The organism is Azospirillum sp. ST 5-10, assembly GCF_051225715.1.
Taxonomy (GTDB): domain Bacteria; phylum Pseudomonadota; class Alphaproteobacteria; order Azospirillales; family Azospirillaceae; genus Azospirillum.
The window spans coordinates 106989-121382 of sequence record NZ_JBPJSP010000001.1 but is presented as its reverse complement, the minus strand read 5'-3'; the positions used below and the strand labels follow the sequence as shown (position 1 = coordinate 121382).

The following is a 14394-nucleotide window of genomic DNA, read 5'->3' as shown; positions in this document are numbered from 1 at the left end:
ACTCTCGCTGCCAAGGTGTGAAACACGGGCATTTCACGAACGATAGGGGGAGAATCATGGCCGGCCCAGACTCCAAAGGTTCCGAGTTCCGCGGCAAGGTCTACGACAGCATCCTCGACACCATCGGGGCGACGCCGCTGGTGCGCGTCCGCCGCCTCGCCGAGGACGCCGGGGTGGCCGCCGACGTCGTCGGCAAGTGCGAGTTCTTCAACCCGCTGGCCAGCGTCAAGGACCGCATCGGCAGCGCCATGATCGAGGCGGCCGAGCGCGACGGCCGCATCACCCCGGGCAAGACGACCCTGGTCGAGCCGACCTCGGGCAACACCGGCATCGCGCTGGCCTTCGTCGCCGCCGCCAGGGGCTACCGGCTGATCCTGACCATGCCCGAGAGCATGTCGATCGAGCGCCGCAAGATGCTGAAGCTGCTGGGCGCCGAGCTGGAGCTGACGCCGGCCGCCGAGGGCATGAAGGGCGCCATCCGCAAGGCGGAGGAGCTGCTGGCGTCGCTGCCCGACGCCTTCATGCCGCAGCAGTTCAAGAACCCCGCCAACCCCGAGATCCACCGCCGCACGACCGCCGAGGAGATCTGGCGCGACACCGACGGCAAGGTCGACATCCTGATCTCCGGCGTCGGCACCGGCGGCACCCTGACCGGCGTCGCCAGCGTGCTGAAGGAGCGCAAGCCCGGCTTCCAGGCGGTCGCGGTGGAGCCCGAGGACAGCCCGGTCCTGTCCGGCGGCATGCCCGGCCCGCACAAGATCCAGGGGATCGGCGCCGGCTTCGTGCCGGACATCCTGGACACCGGGCTGATCGATGAGGTGGTGCGCATCTCCAACCAGCGGGCCTTCGAGACGGCGCGCAAGGTGGCCCGTCTGGAGGGGCTGCCGGTCGGCATCTCGTCGGGTGCGGCGCTGGCGGCGGCCCTGGAGGTCGGCGGCCGGCCGGAGAACGCCGGCAAGCTGATCGTCGCCATCCTGCCGTCCTTCGCCGAACGCTACCTGTCGACCGCCCTGTTCGAGGGGCTGGAGTAAGCCGCCCGGCGCCGATGGTTCCGCCCGCCGGGCGGAACCATCGGCGCCGGCCCCGGGCCGGCCCCGCCCTCCGGCCTGCTTCACAATGACGCACGCCGTCGGGGCCCGGGTTCCGCGGACGGGCGCCGGAACTTCTGACCGAGATCAAGGCAAAGCCCCTCGCCGTCGGGCATGTCTGAGCTTATATGGACCGGAAGATCCGCTTAAGACGGCGCGCACCATGCATCGATTCGCCAATCCAGCCCGCTTCCTCCGTCTCGCCTCCGCGATCCAGCCCTGGGCGGCGGGGACGGCGGTCGTGTTCCTGGCGGCGGGTCTGTACCTCGGCCTGTTCGATTCGCCCCCCGACTACCAGCAGGGGGAGACGGTGCGGATCATGTACGTCCACGTGCCGGCCGCCTGGATGGCCCTGTTCATCTATGTGAACATGGCGGCGGCGGCGGCGGTGGCGCTGGTCTGGAAGCATCCGCTGGCCGATCTCTTCGCCAAGGCGGCCGCCCCCGTCGGCGCCGGCTTCACCGCGGTCTGCCTGATCACCGGCTCGCTGTGGGGGGCGCCCATGTGGGGCACCTGGTGGGTGTGGGACGCCCGCCTCACCAGCATGCTGATCCTGTTCTTCCTCTACCTCGGCTACATGGCGCTGGTGAACGCCTTCGACGATCCCGAGCGGGGGCTCAAGGCGGGCAACGTGCTGCTGCTGGTCGGGGTGGTCAACGTCCCGATCATCAAGTTCTCCGTCGACTGGTGGAACACCCTGCACCAGCCGGCCAGCGTGATCCGCATGGGCGGGCCGACCATCGACGCCGCCATGCTGGTGCCGCTGGCGGTGATGGCGCTGGGATTCACCGCCTATTTCGTCAGCGTCGTGCTGCTGCGCCTGAAGTCGGAGATCCTGGCGCGCAAAATACAGACGCTGCGGCTGAGCGAGGCGCAGGGCTGACGGCGCTGATTTTTTGCAGTGCAAAATTAGCGAAATGCCTTGAAACCGCCACACCGTTGCTGTTCGTTTGTGCACAGTCCAGGAAACGGCCCGTCGAGCGCCATGACCGAATTCTTCGATATGGGCGGATACGCCGCCTACGTCTGGCCGTCCTACGGAGTGACGGCGCTGGTGCTGATCGGGCTTCTGGCCGCCTCGCTGAAGGGACTGCGCGGGCGCGAGGCGACGCTGAAAGCGTTGGAGGGCAGCCGGCCGCCGCGCCGCCGCGCCCGTCGCGAGGCCGCCACCAAGGCCGCCGTGCACCGGACGGCGGCGGAGATGGGTGAAGGATGACCAGGAAGAAACGGCGTCTCTACATGCTGGGCCTCGCGCTGCTGGGGCTGGGCACCGCCACGGCGCTGGCGCTCACCGCGTTCGAGGACAACCTCGTCTTCTTCTTCAGCCCGTCCGACCTGCAGGCCAAGGCCGCCGAGGTGGACGGCCGCAGCTTCCGTCTCGGCGGGCTGGTGGAGGACGGCAGCGTCAAGCGCCTGCCCGACGGCGTCACCACCGACTTCCGGGTGACCGATGGCGTCGCCGGCGTGCTGGTCACCTACCGCGGCCAGCTGCCCGACCTGTTCCGCGAGGGCCAGGGCGTGGTGGCCGAGGGCAAGCTGCGCCCCGACGGCGTGTTCATCGCCCGCGAGGTGCTGGCCAAGCACGACGAGAACTACATGCCGCCCGAAGTGGCCGACGCGCTGAAGCGCGCCGAGCATTTCAAGGACACCGCCAAGACGCTGGCGAAGGAGTGACGGTCCGGTGATTCCCGAACTTGGCCATTACGCGCTGGTGCTGGCGCTGTTCGTGGCGCTGGTCCAGGCCAGCCTGCCGCTGGCGGGGGCCGCCACCGGCAACGCCGCCTGGATGGCGGTGGCCCGGCCGGCGGCGCTGGCGCAGGTGCTGCTGATCGCCGTCGCCTATCTGGCGCTGACCTGGGCCTACGTGGTGTCCGACTTCAGCGTGCAGAACGTGGTCCAGAACAGCCACTCGCTGAAGCCGATGCTCTACAAGCTGTCGGGCGTGTGGGGCAACCACGAGGGGTCGATGATCCTGTGGGTCGCCATGCTGGCGCTGTTCGGCGCCGCGGTCGCCCTGTTCGGGAGCAACCTGCCGCCGACCCTGAAGGCGCGGGTGCTCGCCGTCCAGGCGATGATCGGCGTCGGCTTCTACCTCTTCATCCTCATCACCTCGAACCCCTTCGTGCGCGTCATCCCGGCGCCGCTGGAGGGCAACGACCTCAACCCGCTGCTGCAGGACCCCGGCCTCGCCTTCCACCCGCCCTTCCTCTATCTCGGCTACGTCGGCTTCTCCATGGCCTTCTCCTTCGCCGCGGCGGCGCTGATCGAGGGGCGGGTCGACCCGGCCTGGGCGCGCTGGGTGCGGCCGTGGACCCTGGTGGCCTGGTCGTCGCTGACGCTCGGCATCGCCATGGGCTCCTGGTGGGCCTACTACGAGCTGGGCTGGGGCGGCTGGTGGTACTGGGACCCGGTGGAGAACGCCTCCTTCATGCCGTGGCTGGCCGGCACGGCGCTGCTGCACTCCGCCATCGTCGTGGAGAAGCGCGACGCGCTGAAGACCTGGACCATCCTGCTGGCGATCGTCACCTTCTCGCTGTCGCTGATGGGCACCTTCCTGGTGCGCTCGGGCATCCTCACCTCGGTGCACGCCTTCGCGGTCGATCCGGAGCGCGGCGTCTTCATCCTGTTCCTGCTGCTGATCGCCACCGGCGGCTCGCTGGCCCTCTACGCCTGGCGGGCCCCTGCCCTGAAGGCCGGCGGCGTGTTCGCCCCGGTCAGCCGCGAAGGGGCGCTGGTGCTGAACAACCTGCTGCTCTCCACGGCCACCGCGACGGTGTTCATCGGCACGCTCTACCCGCTGTTCCTGGACGTCCTGGAGCTCGGCAAGGTGTCGGTCGGCCCGCCCTTCTACGAGGCGACCTTCGTGCCGCTGATGATCCCCGTGGTGGCGGTCATGGTGGTGGGCCCGCTGCTCTCGTGGAAGCGCGGCGACCTGCCGGGCGCGCTGAAGCGGCTGTGGAGTGCGGCCGCCGCCACCGTGGCGGTGGTGCTGGTCACGGTGTGGGCCTATGGCGGCCCGGTCATGGCGCTGGTCGGCATGGGGCTGGCCGCCTGGGCCTTCTTCGGCGCGCTCGCCGAGATGGCCGAGCGCGTCCGCCTGTTCCGCATCCCGCTGAAGGACAGCCTGGCCCGCGCCGCCGGCCTGCCGCGCGGCGCCTGGGGCACCACCATCGCCCACGCCTCGCTCGGCATCGCCATCGTCGGCATGGTCGGCACCTCGGCGTGGCAGAGCGAGCACATCCAGGCCATGCGGGTGGGCGACCGCGCCGAGATCGCCGGCTATGCCGTGACCTTCGACGGCGTCGACCAGGGCCTGGTCGAGAACTACCGCACCGACATCGGCCGCTTCACCGTGCGCCGCGGCGGCGACGTCGTCGCCGTGCTGACGCCGGAACGGCGCTTCTACGCGTCGCAGCAGATGACGACGACCGAGGCGGCGATCCACACCAACTGGCTGGCCGACGTCTACGTGGCGCTGGGCGACCCCAACGAGGCCGGGCAGTGGACGGTGCGCCTCTACCACCACCCCTTCGTGCCGTGGATCTGGCTGGGCTGCGTCGGCCTGGTGGTCGGCGGCCTGGTGTCCCTGAGCGACCGGCGCCTGCGCATCGGCGCGCCGGAGCGCCGCCGCGCGGCCAAGCCGACCGCCGCCGCGCACGCGGCCGAATGAGGATCAGCGAACGACCATGCGCCGCCTTCTCTTCCTCCTGCCGCTGCTGCTGCTCGTCGGCATCGGCGTCGCCTTCTTCGTCGGCTTCAAGCGGGACCCGCGGGAGATCCCCTCGGTCCTGATCGACAAGCCGGTGCCGGCCTTCCAGCTTCCCGGCCTGCCCGGCCGCGACAAGGAGGGGGCGGGCGGGCTCGCCAGCGGCGACCTGCGGGGCGACGTGACGCTGGTCAACGTCTTCGCCTCCTGGTGCGTGCCCTGCAAGCAGGAGCACCCCATCGTCACCCGCCTGTCGCGGGAGCTGAAGATCCCGGTGCACGGCATCAACTACAAGGACAAGACCGAGGACGCGCAGGCCTGGCTCGCCCGCAACGGCGATCCCTACGCCCGCGTCGGCGCCGACCTCGAGGGCCGGGTGGCCATCGACTGGGGCGTCTACGGCGTGCCCGAGACCTTCGTCGTCGACCGCCAGGGGCGCATCCGCTACAAGCACACCGGCCCCCTGACGCCCGAGGCGGTGGAGACCACCATCCTCCCCCTGGTCGAGACGCTGAGGAAGGGATGAGGGCGCGCGCCACCTCCCGGCGGCCGGGCGCGGCGCTCCTGGTCGCCGCCCTCCTGGTCACCGCCCTCCTGGGGCTGGCGCCGCTGGCGCTGGCCGTCCAGCCCGACGAGATGCTGGCCGATCCCGCCCTCGAGGCGCGGGCGCGGGAGCTCTCCAAGGAACTGCGCTGCCTGGTCTGCCAGAACCAGTCGATCGACGACTCCAACGCGCCGCTGGCCCACGACCTCCGGGTGGTGGTGCGCGAGCGCCTGACCGCCGGCGACAGCAACGCCGAGGTGCTGGACTACGTCACCGACCGCTACGGCGACTACGTGCTGCTGCGGCCGCCGTTCAAGGGCACCACCTTGCTGCTGTGGGGCGGCCCCTTCGCGCTGCTCGCCGTCGGCGCCGCGGCGGTGGCCGTCTACCTGCGCCGCCGTCAGGCGCCGGGCGGCGGCGACACGGCACCGCTCAGCGAGGACGAGCGCCGGCGCCTCGACGCGCTTCTCAAGGACGGGCCCTGATGCTGTTCTGGATCGTCGCCGCGGCCATGACCGCCGGCGTTGTGCTGCTGATCGTTCCGCCGCTCCTGAAGCCGCGCCCCGTCGCCGGCCCCCGCGCCGCCTACGACCTGGAGGTCTACCGCGACCAGCTCGCCGAGCTGGAGCGCGAACGGGCGCGCGGCCTGATCAGCGATGCCCAGGCGGCCGCCGCGAAGGCCGAGATCGGCCGCCGCATGCTGGCCGTCGCCGGGGAGGGCAAGGGAGCCCCGGCGGCGCCGGCGGCGGTGCCGGCCCGCTCCAAGGTCCTGGCCGTCCTGCTCGCCGTGCTGATCCCGCTGGGGGCGCTGGCGGTCTATCTGCCGCTCGGGCACCCCGACGTGCCGGCCATGCCGCTGGCCTCGCGCGACCTTCAGCGGGAGCAGGGCGGCCCGCCGCCGCAGGTGCTGGCGGCCATCGACAAGCTGAAGGAGCACCTCGCCGCCAACCCCGACGACCGCGCGGGCTGGGACCTGCTCGGCCGCACCTACGCCAAGATGGGCCGCTACGCCGACGCCGCGCAGGCGCTCGGCCGCGCCGCGGCGCTGGCGCCCGGCGACCTCGACCTCAAGGCGGCCTGGGCGGAGGCGCTGACCAACGCCAACGGCGGCATCGTGCCGGAGCCGGCGCAGGAGGCGTTCGCCGCCGTCGCCGCCGCCGATCCGAAGGAGCCGCGCGCCCGCTTCTATCTCGCGCTCGCCCGCTTCCAGGCCGGCGACGTGCCGGGCGCCCTGCAGCGCTGGCAGGCGCTGGCGGCGGACACGCCGGCCGACGCGCCGTGGCTGCCCGCCATCCAGGCGCAGATCCGCCAGGCCGCCGGACGGCTCGGCCTCGACGCGGACGCCGCCGTGCCGCAGCCGGCGCCGCCGGCCGCCCCGCAGACCGTCGACGGCGCCGTCGACGACCCGCAGATCCGCGGCATGGTCCAGTCGCTGGCCGACCGGCTGCGCGACGACCCCTCGGACGTGGCGGGGTGGAAGCGCCTGGCCCGCTCCTACTCGGTGCTGGGCGAGCACGACAAGGCGGTCGAGGCCGGCAAGCAGGCGGTCGAGCGTGCCCCCGGCGACGCCGAGGCGCTGCTGGCCTACGCCGACGCCCTGCTGGCCCGCGCGCCCCAGGGCGAGAACGGCGGGATGCCGGCCGAGGCCGCCGCGGTGCTGCGCCAGGTGCTGCAGATCGCCCCGGACAACGCCGACGCCCTGTGGCTGCTCGGCCTCGACGCCGCCATGAGCGGCCGCAAGGACGAGGCGTCGGAGCTGTGGAACCGCCTGCTGGCGTCGATGGACCCCAAGGACCCCAACCGCGATATCCTGCGCCAGCGCATCGACGCGCTGAAGCAGGGGGGCTGAGGCGGTTCCGGAACAGGCGGCTGAATAAGGTCCCCCTCCCGGCCCCCCGCTTCGCTCTCGCGCAGACCGGCGGTCCGCCGAGAGCGGGGGAGGGCTGGCCGGCGAGAGGTCCTTCGGGATCCGTTCTGTGCCGCTCACAATGACAGAGCGGCGTCCTTCTCGGCAACCACGCGCTCCATCGCCGCGCGCTCGGCGGCCGACAGGCGCTGGCTGGCGCTCTTGAGCTGGCCGCAGGCGGCCATGATGTCCTCGCCGCGCGGCGTGCGCACCGGGCTGGCGTAGCCGGCGGCGTTGACGATGTCGCCGAACACCTGGATCGCCCGCTCGGTGGAGCGCTCGTAGGGCGCGCCCGGCCAGGGATTGAAGGGGATCAGGTTGATCTTCGCCGGAACGCCCTCCAGCAGCCGGACCAGGGCGCGGGCGTCGGCCGGGCTGTCGTTGATGCCCTTCAGCATGACGTACTCGAAGGTGATGCGCCGCGCGTTGGACAGGCCGGGGTACTCGCGGCAGGCCTTCATCAGCTCGGCCAGCGGGTATTTCCGGTTGATCGGCATGATGAGGTCGCGCAGCTCGTCGGTCACCGCGTGCAGGCTGACCGCGAGGTTGACGTTCAGCTCCTCGCCGCAGCGCTTCATCGCCGGGACGACCCCCGACGTCGACAGGGTGATGCGCCGCTTGGAGATGGCGATGCCGTCGCCGTCCATGACGATCTTCAGGGCCTGGGCCACGTTCTCGTAGTTGAACAGCGGCTCGCCCATGCCCATCATGACGATGTTCGAGATCATCCGCCCGTCGGGCGGGGCCGGCCATTCGCCGAGCGCGTCGCGGGCCAGCATCACCTGGGCGACGATCTCCGCCGCCGTCAGGTTGCGCACCAGGCGCTGGGTGCCGGTGTGGCAGAAGCGGCAGGTCAGGGTGCAGCCGACCTGGGAGGAGACGCACAGCGTGCCGCGGTCCTCCTCGGGGATGTGGACGCTCTCCACCTCCTGGCCGTCGGGCATGCGCAGCAGCCACTTGCGCGTCCCGTCCGTCGAGGACAGGTCGCGCACCACCGTCGGGCGCAGCACCGCGTAGGCCTCGGCGAGACGGTCGCGCACCGGCTTGGCGAGCGTGGTCATCGCCGCGAAGTCGGTGGAGCCGCGGTGATAGATCCAGTGCCAGAGCTGGCGGGCGCGGAACTTCTCCAGGCCGAAGGCGACCATCTCGGCCTCCAGCTCCGGGCGGGAGAGACCGACGAGGTTCTTGCGGCCGGCCGTGTCGGCGGCCGGCAGAGGGGCGGCCGGCGGCGGGGCGGGCACGACGGAGGGGGCAGCGAGGGGGAGCGCGTTCATGGCCCACATACTTAGGCCGCGCCCCCGCCGCTGTCAAAAGGCAGCGATGTGAAAAACCGACGACCGCGCCGCGGACGTCAGCGCTTCACGTTGCAGGCGCCGGCCAACGCCTCGTAGGCGTCGGACACGCCCATCAGGCTGTAGGTGTCGGTGGTGTTGGTGCCGCGCGACGACTGGCCCTTGACGACCATGGAGCGGCCCGCCCGCATCGCCTCGACGATCGCGCGGTCGGTCTGGCTGTCGCGGGCCCAGGCGGTCTCGCCGTCGGTGAACAGGGCGAAGTCCTTGCCGTCGATCTGGATCGTCGCCTCGCTGTTCGCCTTGAACGGATAGCCGACGATGATGCTCACGACGTCGTAGGTGTTCTCGGCGGGGCGATGGGTGACCAGCGCGTAGATGTCGCCGCGCCTGGCGCGCGCCGGCTCCTTCTTCTTCGGCTGGCTCGACATGTAGCAGACGGTCTGGCCGTTTTCGTCGAACGAGAAGGCGTTCCAGTCGCGAAAGCTGCCCAGGTACTTGGGCTCGGCCGCCGACGCCACGTGGGGCAGGACGGCCGCGGCCAGCGCCAGAACGGCGGAGACGGCGGCGCCACGAACGGTGCGGGTTTGCGGCATCGTTGTGCAACTGCGAAGTGGTTTCGGGTGCGGGAGACGTTATCCCAATTCGGATGAGGATTGAACCCAAAACGGGCAATACCGTGGCGGCGGTGCCGCACTTTCATGCCGCGGCCGTGATCCATTGCCCGGTGTTCGTCGTAAAAGCCCCCATGATGCGATGCTGCCCGGCCATCGAGACCACGTCCGCCGCGTGGTCCTGCCTCTTTTCATGGACCGCCCGCCACGAGCGACTTGTGCGGCGGCCTGGCTTCGCCTTCAATGCGGCCATGCAGGACCTTCCTTCCACGGCGGCCGAGGCGACCCCCTCGCTCGACGATCTGCTGCTGGCCGTCGGCCGTGAGCGCGACCGCGCCGCCTTCGCCGCCCTGTTCACGCAGGTCGCGCCGCGGCTGAAGGCGTACCTGCGCCGCCAGGGCAGCGATCCCCAGCAGGCGGAGGAGCTGGTGCAGGACGTCATGCTGCTGGTGTGGCGCCGCGCCGAGCTGTTCGATCCGGTGCGCGCCTCGGCGGCCACCTGGATCTTCACCGTCGCCCGCAACCGCCGCGTCGACCTGCGCCGCCGCGAGTCGCGGCCGGAGGTCGACCCCGCGGACCCCGCGCTGGTCCCCGATCCGGCGGAGCCCGCCGATCGCCGCCTGGAGGCGGCGCAGAGCGCCGGCCGGCTGCGCGCCGCGCTCGACGACCTGCCGCCGGAACAGGCGGAGCTGCTGCGCCTGGCCTATTTCGAGGACAAGCCGCACAGCGCCATCTCCGTCGAGCGGGGCATCCCGCTGGGCACCGTGAAATCGCGACTGCGCTTGGCCCTGGAGCGGCTGCGCAAGGTCTTGAGGGAGCCGTCATGAGCCTGCCGACCCACCATCCCGGCGACGCGCTGCTGCTGGACTACGCCAGCGGCGGCCTGGGCGAGGGACCGGCGCTGGTCGTGGCGTCCCACATGACGCTGTGCCCGAACTGCCGCGCCGCGGTGGTCGATCTGGAGGCGGTGGGCGGCGCCATGCTCGACGGCATCGAGCCGGAGCCGCTGTCGCCCGACTGCCTGGAGCGCACGCTGGCCCGGCTCGACGACGACGGGCCGGCGCCGCTGCGCCCCGTCGGCGACATCGTGCGCCTGCCGCCGGCCGGGCGCGCCGGCGGGCCGCTGTTGCCGGAGCCGCTGCGCTCCTACCTCGGTGGCTGCGTCGAGTCGCTGGCCTGGCGGACCAAGGTGCCGGGCATCCGCGTCGCCGACATCCCCCTCGCCAGCGGCAGCGCCCAGCTCGTCCGCATCGCTCCGGGCGCCGCCGTGCCGCGGCACAGCCACGACGGCATGGAGCTGTCGATGGTGCTGGACGGCGGCTTCACCGACCACTATGGCCATTTCCTGCGCGGCGACGTCGCGGTCGGCGACGAGAACGTCGACCACCGGCCGCGCGCCGACGCCGAGGGCTGCCTGTGCCTGTCGGTGACGGTGGGCTCCCTGCGTCTGACCGGGCCGTTCGGGCGGCTGCTGAATCCCTTCCTGCGCCTGTGACGGCGGCGCCGGCGCCGCGCCCCTACGCCGCGCCGCCGCGCAGGGCCTTGCGCCGGGCGGCGCGGTTGCGGATCTTCTGCGGCCCGTGGACATGCGTCGGCGCCGCCTCTGTGGGGCCGCCCGTACGCACCGGACGCTCGGCGAAGCGGCCCAGCGAGATCATCCGGTCGTACATCACCAGCGCCCCGGCGACGCCGACGTTGACGCAGAAGCGGGTCGGGATCTTCACCGTGAAGGCGCAGCGTTCCTGAAGCTCCGGCGACAGGCTGCCGCGCTCCGGCCCCAGCACGTACGCCGCGCGCAGGGGGTGGCGGAAGCTCGGCAACTCGACGGCGTCCTCGGTCAGCTCGACGCCGACCAGGGTGCAGTCCTTCGGCAGCATCAGCGACGGCACGCTGTCGTACACGTACAGCGGCAGGTGTACGTCGGCCCCCGAGGTGTCGACGAACCGCATCTCCCGCAGGTCCGGTTCGGGATCGACGGCGAAGAAGAAGGAGGCCCCGAAGGCGTGGGCGGAGCGGACCAGGTTGCCGACGTTGCCCGGCTTGCTGACGCGCTCGACCCCTATGGCGAAATATCCACGCATGCGCGCACCTTGCACAGGAGCCCCGGCTGGGGCAAGTCTTGCGGCCATGACCCACGATCACACCGACGGCTGCTGCGGCGGCCACCCTCACCACGACGGGCACCATGAGCGGGACCACGCCGGGGCCGCCGGGCACGCGGCGCTCTCCGGACCCGCCGGCGCGCCGATCCTCGTCGAGGTGACCCGCGGCGGCACGGTGGAGTCGCGCCACCGCGGCCACGCCTGCATCGTCGACGCCGGCGGGCGCGTGCTGGCCCGCTGGGGGGACGTCGAGGCGCCGGTGTTCCCGCGCTCCGCCATCAAGTCCCTGCAGGCGGTCCCGCTGCTGGAGAGCGGCGCCTTCGACGCCTTCGGGCTGGGCGAGGAGGAGCTGGCGCTGGCCTGCGCCTCGCACAACGGCGAGCCGGTGCACACCGCGCTGGCGGCGCGCTGGCTGGAACGCATCGGCTGCACCGTCGACGACTGCGAATGCGGCGCCCACCTGCCCTACGACGAGGAGACGGCGCACGCGCTGCTGCGCGACGGCGCCGCGCCGACGGCGCTGCACAACAACTGCTCCGGCAAGCACGCGGGCATGCTGACCACGGCGCGCCACAAGGGCGAGCCGCTGCGCGGCTACGTGCGCTACGACCACCCGGTGCAGCAGCGCATCCTCGGCGTGCTCGAACAGATGACGGGGCAGGACCTGTCGGGGGCGGCGTGGGGCATCGACGGCTGCTCCATCCCCACCGTCGCCGTCCCGCTGGGGGCGATCGCCTACGCCATGGCGCGCATCGCCGACCCGGCCGACCTGCCCGACCGCCGCGCCGAGGCGGTGACCCGCATCCGCGCCGCCTGGGCCGCCCACCCCCACCTGATCGGCGGCCGCGGCACCTTCGACACGCGGATGATGCAGGCGGCCCGGGGCCGCGTCCTCACCAAGATCGGCGCCGAGGGGGTGGGGTGCGCGGTGCTGCCGGAGCAGGGCGTCGGCATCGCCCTGAAGATCGAGGACGGCGCCGCGCGGGCCCGCGACGTCGCGCTGGCCGCGCTGATCCGCGCCACCGCCGCCCTGGACGAGGCGGTGTGGCAGGCGGCGCCGGCGCTGCTGGAGGAGCCCTTGACCAACCGTCGCGGCGTGGCGACGGGCGTGGTGCGGACGGCCGACCTGGCGGGCGGAGGCTGAGGCCGCCGGCCGGGGCGGTCGGTCGGTCGGGAAGCCGCCGCGCGACAGCGCCGCCCCGGCGGTGCTATCGTCGCCGCCGTTTCCGCAACCGACGTCCCGACCGAGTCCATGAGCATCGACGCCCTGCGCGACCAGTACGAAGCCTATCCCTATCCGGCGCGCGACCCGGCCGACGAGCGCAAGCGCCTCGTCGCCGGCTCGCCCAGCCATCTCGACGAGGTGGTCCACTACGTCTTCGCCGGCCGCCTCGAGCGGACGCGGCCGCTGCGGGTGCTGGTGGCCGGCGGCGGCACCGGCGACGGCACCATCATGATCGCCCAGCAGATGGCCGACGCCGGCCAGGCCGGGCGCGTCACCTATCTCGACCTGTCCGAGGCCGCCATGGCGGTGGCGCGGGCGCGGGCCGAGGCGCGCGGGCTGACCAACATCGACTTCCGCCGCGGCTCGCTCCTCGACCTCGGCGGGCTGGGACCCTTCGACTACGTCGACTGCTGCGGCGTGCTGCACCACCTCGACGACCCGCCGGCCGGGCTGCGCGCGCTGGCGGCGGCGCTGGCGCCGGACGGCGGCATGGGGATCATGGTCTACGCGCCGCTCGGGCGGACCGGCGTCTACCCGCTGCAGGCGGCCCTGCGGAGCATGACCGCGGGCCTGGCGCCGGCCGAGCAGGTGGCGCTGGCCCGCCGCCTGATCGCCCATCTGCCCGCCACCAACTGGCTGAAGCGCAACCCCTTCATCACCGACCACCAGGGGGCCGACGCCAACCTCTACGACCTGCTGCTGCACTCCTGCGACCGCCCCTACACGGTGCCCGAGCTGGCCGGGCTGGCCGAGTCCGCCGGCATGACACTGTGCGCGCTGATCGAGCCGGCCCGCTACGAACCGTCCCACTGGGTCAAGGACCCGCGCCTGCTGAAGCGGCTGGAGGGCCTGGGCTGGCTGGAGCGGGCGGCCTGGGCCGAACAGGTGTGCGGCAGCATGACCAAGCACATCGCCTATCTCGTGCCGCGGGCGCGCGCCGGCACCACCGTGGCGACCGCCGACGGCCCGCAGGCGGTGCCGGTGCTGCGCGACCTCGACGGGCCGGCGCTGGCCCGCGACCTGCGCCCGGGCGCCACCCTCAAGGCCGACCTGCCCGGCGGCGGGCTGTCGCTGGCGCTGCCGCGGCTGGCCGGGCCGATGCTGGCGCGCATCGACGGGCGCACGCCGCTCGGCGCCCTGCACGCCGCCGTCGAGGCGGCCGCCGGGGCGGTGCCGTGGGACACCTTCAAGGCGCAGTTCGACCAGCTCTTCGCCGCCCTCAACGGCATCGGCAAGATGCACCTGCGCCGCTGAGACCCGCCGCGGCGGCCGTCAGGGTCCGGAGCCCGCACGGCCGTCGGCCCGGCGCTCGGCGGTCAGCTCCTCGACCAGCCTCGTCAGGCGGGCGATCTCCTGCTCGCGCATCAGGTCGAGCTTGCGATGCAGCGCCTCGATCTCCAGCTCGGCCTTGAGGTTCACGGCGTAGTCCTGCTCGGCCTTGCGGCGGTCGATGTCGGCCTGGCGGTTCTGGCTCATCATGATGATCGGCGCCGTGTAGGCGGCCTGGAAGGACAGCACCAGGTTCAGCAGGATGAACGGGTAGGGGTCCCAGCGGTCCGCCCAGGCCAGCGCGTTGGCCAGGATCCACAGCGCGAGCACCGCCGACTGCGTGACGATGAAGCGCCAGGAGCCGACGCCGCCCGCCACCGCGTCGGCGACCCGTTCGCCGGCGGAACGCGCCTCCTCGTGCACCCGCCGGTGGGCCGGCCGCAGCCGGCGCAGATGGTGCAGGCGTTCGAGGTCGGCGGCGGTGGCACGGCCGGCGTGGTTCTGGTCGGCCTGTTTCTGGTCGGACATGGCGGCGCTCTCGTGAGGGGCGGTGCGGCGGGGCTCGGGCAGCCCCTGCGACGCTGAACCCGATCGGGCCGCCCTTCAACAGCCGGCGTCGACGGCGCCGAAAAGAAAACGCCGCCGGGA

General features: G+C 72.5%; 17 protein-coding genes. 12 read left to right on the top strand and 5 right to left on the bottom strand.

Features of this window, described 5'->3' with window-relative positions; genetic code table 11:
• Positions 1-56 precede the first annotated feature (56 nt).
• The 8 genes from cysK (at position 57) to ccmI (ending at position 7187) form a co-directional block, all read left to right on the top strand.
• Positions 57-1031 carry a cysteine synthase A gene (cysK, locus tag ACSBPG_RS00595; RefSeq protein ID WP_435535143.1) on the top strand — a complete coding sequence of 325 codons (975 nt, stop codon included), beginning with the start codon at positions 57-59 and terminating at the stop codon, positions 1029-1031.
• Between the two features lie 220 nt (positions 1032-1251).
• Positions 1252-1971, top strand: coding sequence for a heme ABC transporter permease (locus ACSBPG_RS00590; protein WP_435535142.1), 720 nt, complete (start codon positions 1252-1254; stop codon positions 1969-1971).
• Positions 1972-2073: 102 nt separating this feature from the next.
• Positions 2074-2304, top strand: coding sequence for a heme exporter protein CcmD (ccmD, locus tag ACSBPG_RS00585; protein ID WP_435535141.1), 231 nt, complete (start codon positions 2074-2076; stop codon positions 2302-2304).
• Complete coding sequence (gene ccmE / locus ACSBPG_RS00580; protein WP_435535140.1) at positions 2301-2762, top strand: cytochrome c maturation protein CcmE; 462 nt, start codon at positions 2301-2303, stop codon at positions 2760-2762. Before ccmD ends, ccmE begins: the two co-directional genes overlap by 4 nt.
• Positions 2763-2769: 7 nt before the next feature.
• Positions 2770-4758 carry a heme lyase CcmF/NrfE family subunit gene (locus ACSBPG_RS00575; protein ID WP_435535139.1) on the top strand — a complete coding sequence of 663 codons (1989 nt, stop codon included), beginning with the start codon at positions 2770-2772 and terminating at the stop codon, positions 4756-4758.
• 16 nt (positions 4759-4774) lie between these two features.
• Positions 4775-5320 (top strand): DsbE family thiol:disulfide interchange protein, encoded by a 546-nt coding sequence (locus ACSBPG_RS00570; RefSeq protein WP_435535138.1) that lies wholly within the window; start codon positions 4775-4777, stop codon positions 5318-5320.
• On the top strand, positions 5317-5823 hold the full coding sequence (locus tag ACSBPG_RS00565; RefSeq protein WP_435535137.1) for a cytochrome c-type biogenesis protein: 507 nt from the start codon (positions 5317-5319) through the stop codon (positions 5821-5823). Before ACSBPG_RS00570 ends, ACSBPG_RS00565 begins: the two co-directional genes overlap by 4 nt.
• A complete protein-coding gene (ccmI, locus tag ACSBPG_RS00560; RefSeq protein WP_435535136.1) occupies positions 5823-7187 on the top strand; it encodes a c-type cytochrome biogenesis protein CcmI in 1365 nt (454 codons plus the stop codon). Before ACSBPG_RS00565 ends, ccmI begins: the two co-directional genes overlap by 1 nt.
• 134 nt (positions 7188-7321) lie before the next feature.
• Here the strand turns inward: ccmI and rlmN are convergent, their stop codons facing one another.
• The 3 genes from rlmN to ACSBPG_RS00545 all read right to left on the bottom strand — a co-directional run bounded on the left by rlmN (position 7322) and on the right by ACSBPG_RS00545 (position 9403).
• Positions 7322-8518, bottom strand: a complete 1197-nt coding sequence (gene rlmN / locus ACSBPG_RS00555) for a 23S rRNA (adenine(2503)-C(2))-methyltransferase RlmN (protein ID WP_435535135.1) — start codon at positions 8516-8518, stop codon at positions 7322-7324.
• A gap of 77 nt (positions 8519-8595) precedes the next feature.
• On the bottom strand, positions 8596-9132 hold the full coding sequence (locus ACSBPG_RS00550; protein WP_435535134.1) for an invasion associated locus B family protein: 537 nt from the start codon (positions 9130-9132) through the stop codon (positions 8596-8598).
• Positions 9133-9235: 103 nt separating this feature from the next.
• Positions 9236-9403 carry a hypothetical protein gene (locus ACSBPG_RS00545; RefSeq protein ID WP_435535133.1) on the bottom strand — a complete coding sequence of 56 codons (168 nt, stop codon included), beginning with the start codon at positions 9401-9403 and terminating at the stop codon, positions 9236-9238.
• Here ACSBPG_RS00545 and ACSBPG_RS00540 point away from each other — a divergent pair.
• Positions 9402-9977, top strand: coding sequence for a sigma-70 family RNA polymerase sigma factor (locus tag ACSBPG_RS00540; RefSeq protein WP_435535132.1), 576 nt, complete (start codon positions 9402-9404; stop codon positions 9975-9977). The two genes, ACSBPG_RS00545 and ACSBPG_RS00540, sit on opposite strands and share 2 nt — an antisense overlap.
• Positions 9974-10645, top strand: a complete 672-nt coding sequence (locus ACSBPG_RS00535; protein WP_435535131.1) for a ChrR family anti-sigma-E factor — start codon at positions 9974-9976, stop codon at positions 10643-10645. Before ACSBPG_RS00540 ends, ACSBPG_RS00535 begins: the two co-directional genes overlap by 4 nt.
• Before the next feature lie 22 nt (positions 10646-10667).
• On the opposite strand, the gene ACSBPG_RS00530 is transcribed toward ACSBPG_RS00535, so the two are convergent.
• Complete coding sequence (locus tag ACSBPG_RS00530; protein ID WP_435535130.1) at positions 10668-11231, bottom strand: RNA methyltransferase; 564 nt, start codon at positions 11229-11231, stop codon at positions 10668-10670.
• A 46-nt stretch (positions 11232-11277) separates the two neighbouring features.
• Between ACSBPG_RS00530 and ACSBPG_RS00525 the strand changes: the two genes are divergently transcribed.
• Positions 11278-12396, top strand: a complete 1119-nt coding sequence (locus ACSBPG_RS00525) for an asparaginase (RefSeq protein WP_435535129.1) — start codon at positions 11278-11280, stop codon at positions 12394-12396.
• A 108-nt stretch (positions 12397-12504) separates the two neighbouring features.
• On the top strand, positions 12505-13731 hold the full coding sequence (locus ACSBPG_RS00520; RefSeq protein ID WP_435535128.1) for a methyltransferase: 1227 nt from the start codon (positions 12505-12507) through the stop codon (positions 13729-13731).
• 18 nt (positions 13732-13749) lie between these two features.
• Here the strand turns inward: ACSBPG_RS00520 and ACSBPG_RS00515 are convergent, their stop codons facing one another.
• A complete protein-coding gene (locus ACSBPG_RS00515) occupies positions 13750-14274 on the bottom strand; it encodes a DUF1003 domain-containing protein (RefSeq protein WP_435535127.1) in 525 nt (174 codons plus the stop codon).
• Positions 14275-14394 lie beyond the last annotated feature (120 nt).

Bases quoted from the DNA above. Each gene is read 5' to 3' on its own strand.
- cysK (WP_435535143.1), top strand. From the start codon at position 57: ATGGCCGGCCCAGACTCCAAAGGTTCCGAGTTCCGCGGCAAGGTCTAC.
- ACSBPG_RS00590 (WP_435535142.1), top strand. From the start codon at position 1,252: ATGCATCGATTCGCCAATCCAGCCCGCTTCCTCCGTCTCGCCTCCGCG.
- ccmD (WP_435535141.1), top strand. From the start codon at position 2,074: ATGACCGAATTCTTCGATATGGGCGGATACGCCGCCTACGTCTGGCCG.
- ccmE (WP_435535140.1), top strand. From the start codon at position 2,301: ATGACCAGGAAGAAACGGCGTCTCTACATGCTGGGCCTCGCGCTGCTG.
- ACSBPG_RS00570 (WP_435535138.1), top strand. From the start codon at position 4,775: ATGCGCCGCCTTCTCTTCCTCCTGCCGCTGCTGCTGCTCGTCGGCATC.
- ACSBPG_RS00565 (WP_435535137.1), top strand. From the start codon at position 5,317: ATGAGGGCGCGCGCCACCTCCCGGCGGCCGGGCGCGGCGCTCCTGGTC.
- ccmI (WP_435535136.1), top strand. From the start codon at position 5,823: ATGCTGTTCTGGATCGTCGCCGCGGCCATGACCGCCGGCGTTGTGCTG.
- rlmN (WP_435535135.1), bottom strand. From the start codon at position 8,518: ATGAACGCGCTCCCCCTCGCTGCCCCCTCCGTCGTGCCCGCCCCGCCG.
- ACSBPG_RS00550 (WP_435535134.1), bottom strand. From the start codon at position 9,132: ATGCCGCAAACCCGCACCGTTCGTGGCGCCGCCGTCTCCGCCGTTCTG.
- ACSBPG_RS00540 (WP_435535132.1), top strand. From the start codon at position 9,402: ATGCAGGACCTTCCTTCCACGGCGGCCGAGGCGACCCCCTCGCTCGAC.
- ACSBPG_RS00545 (WP_435535133.1), bottom strand. From the start codon at position 9,403: ATGGCCGCATTGAAGGCGAAGCCAGGCCGCCGCACAAGTCGCTCGTGG.
- ACSBPG_RS00535 (WP_435535131.1), top strand. From the start codon at position 9,974: ATGAGCCTGCCGACCCACCATCCCGGCGACGCGCTGCTGCTGGACTAC.
- ACSBPG_RS00530 (WP_435535130.1), bottom strand. From the start codon at position 11,231: ATGCGTGGATATTTCGCCATAGGGGTCGAGCGCGTCAGCAAGCCGGGC.
- ACSBPG_RS00525 (WP_435535129.1), top strand. From the start codon at position 11,278: ATGACCCACGATCACACCGACGGCTGCTGCGGCGGCCACCCTCACCAC.
- ACSBPG_RS00520 (WP_435535128.1), top strand. From the start codon at position 12,505: ATGAGCATCGACGCCCTGCGCGACCAGTACGAAGCCTATCCCTATCCG.
- ACSBPG_RS00515 (WP_435535127.1), bottom strand. From the start codon at position 14,274: ATGTCCGACCAGAAACAGGCCGACCAGAACCACGCCGGCCGTGCCACC.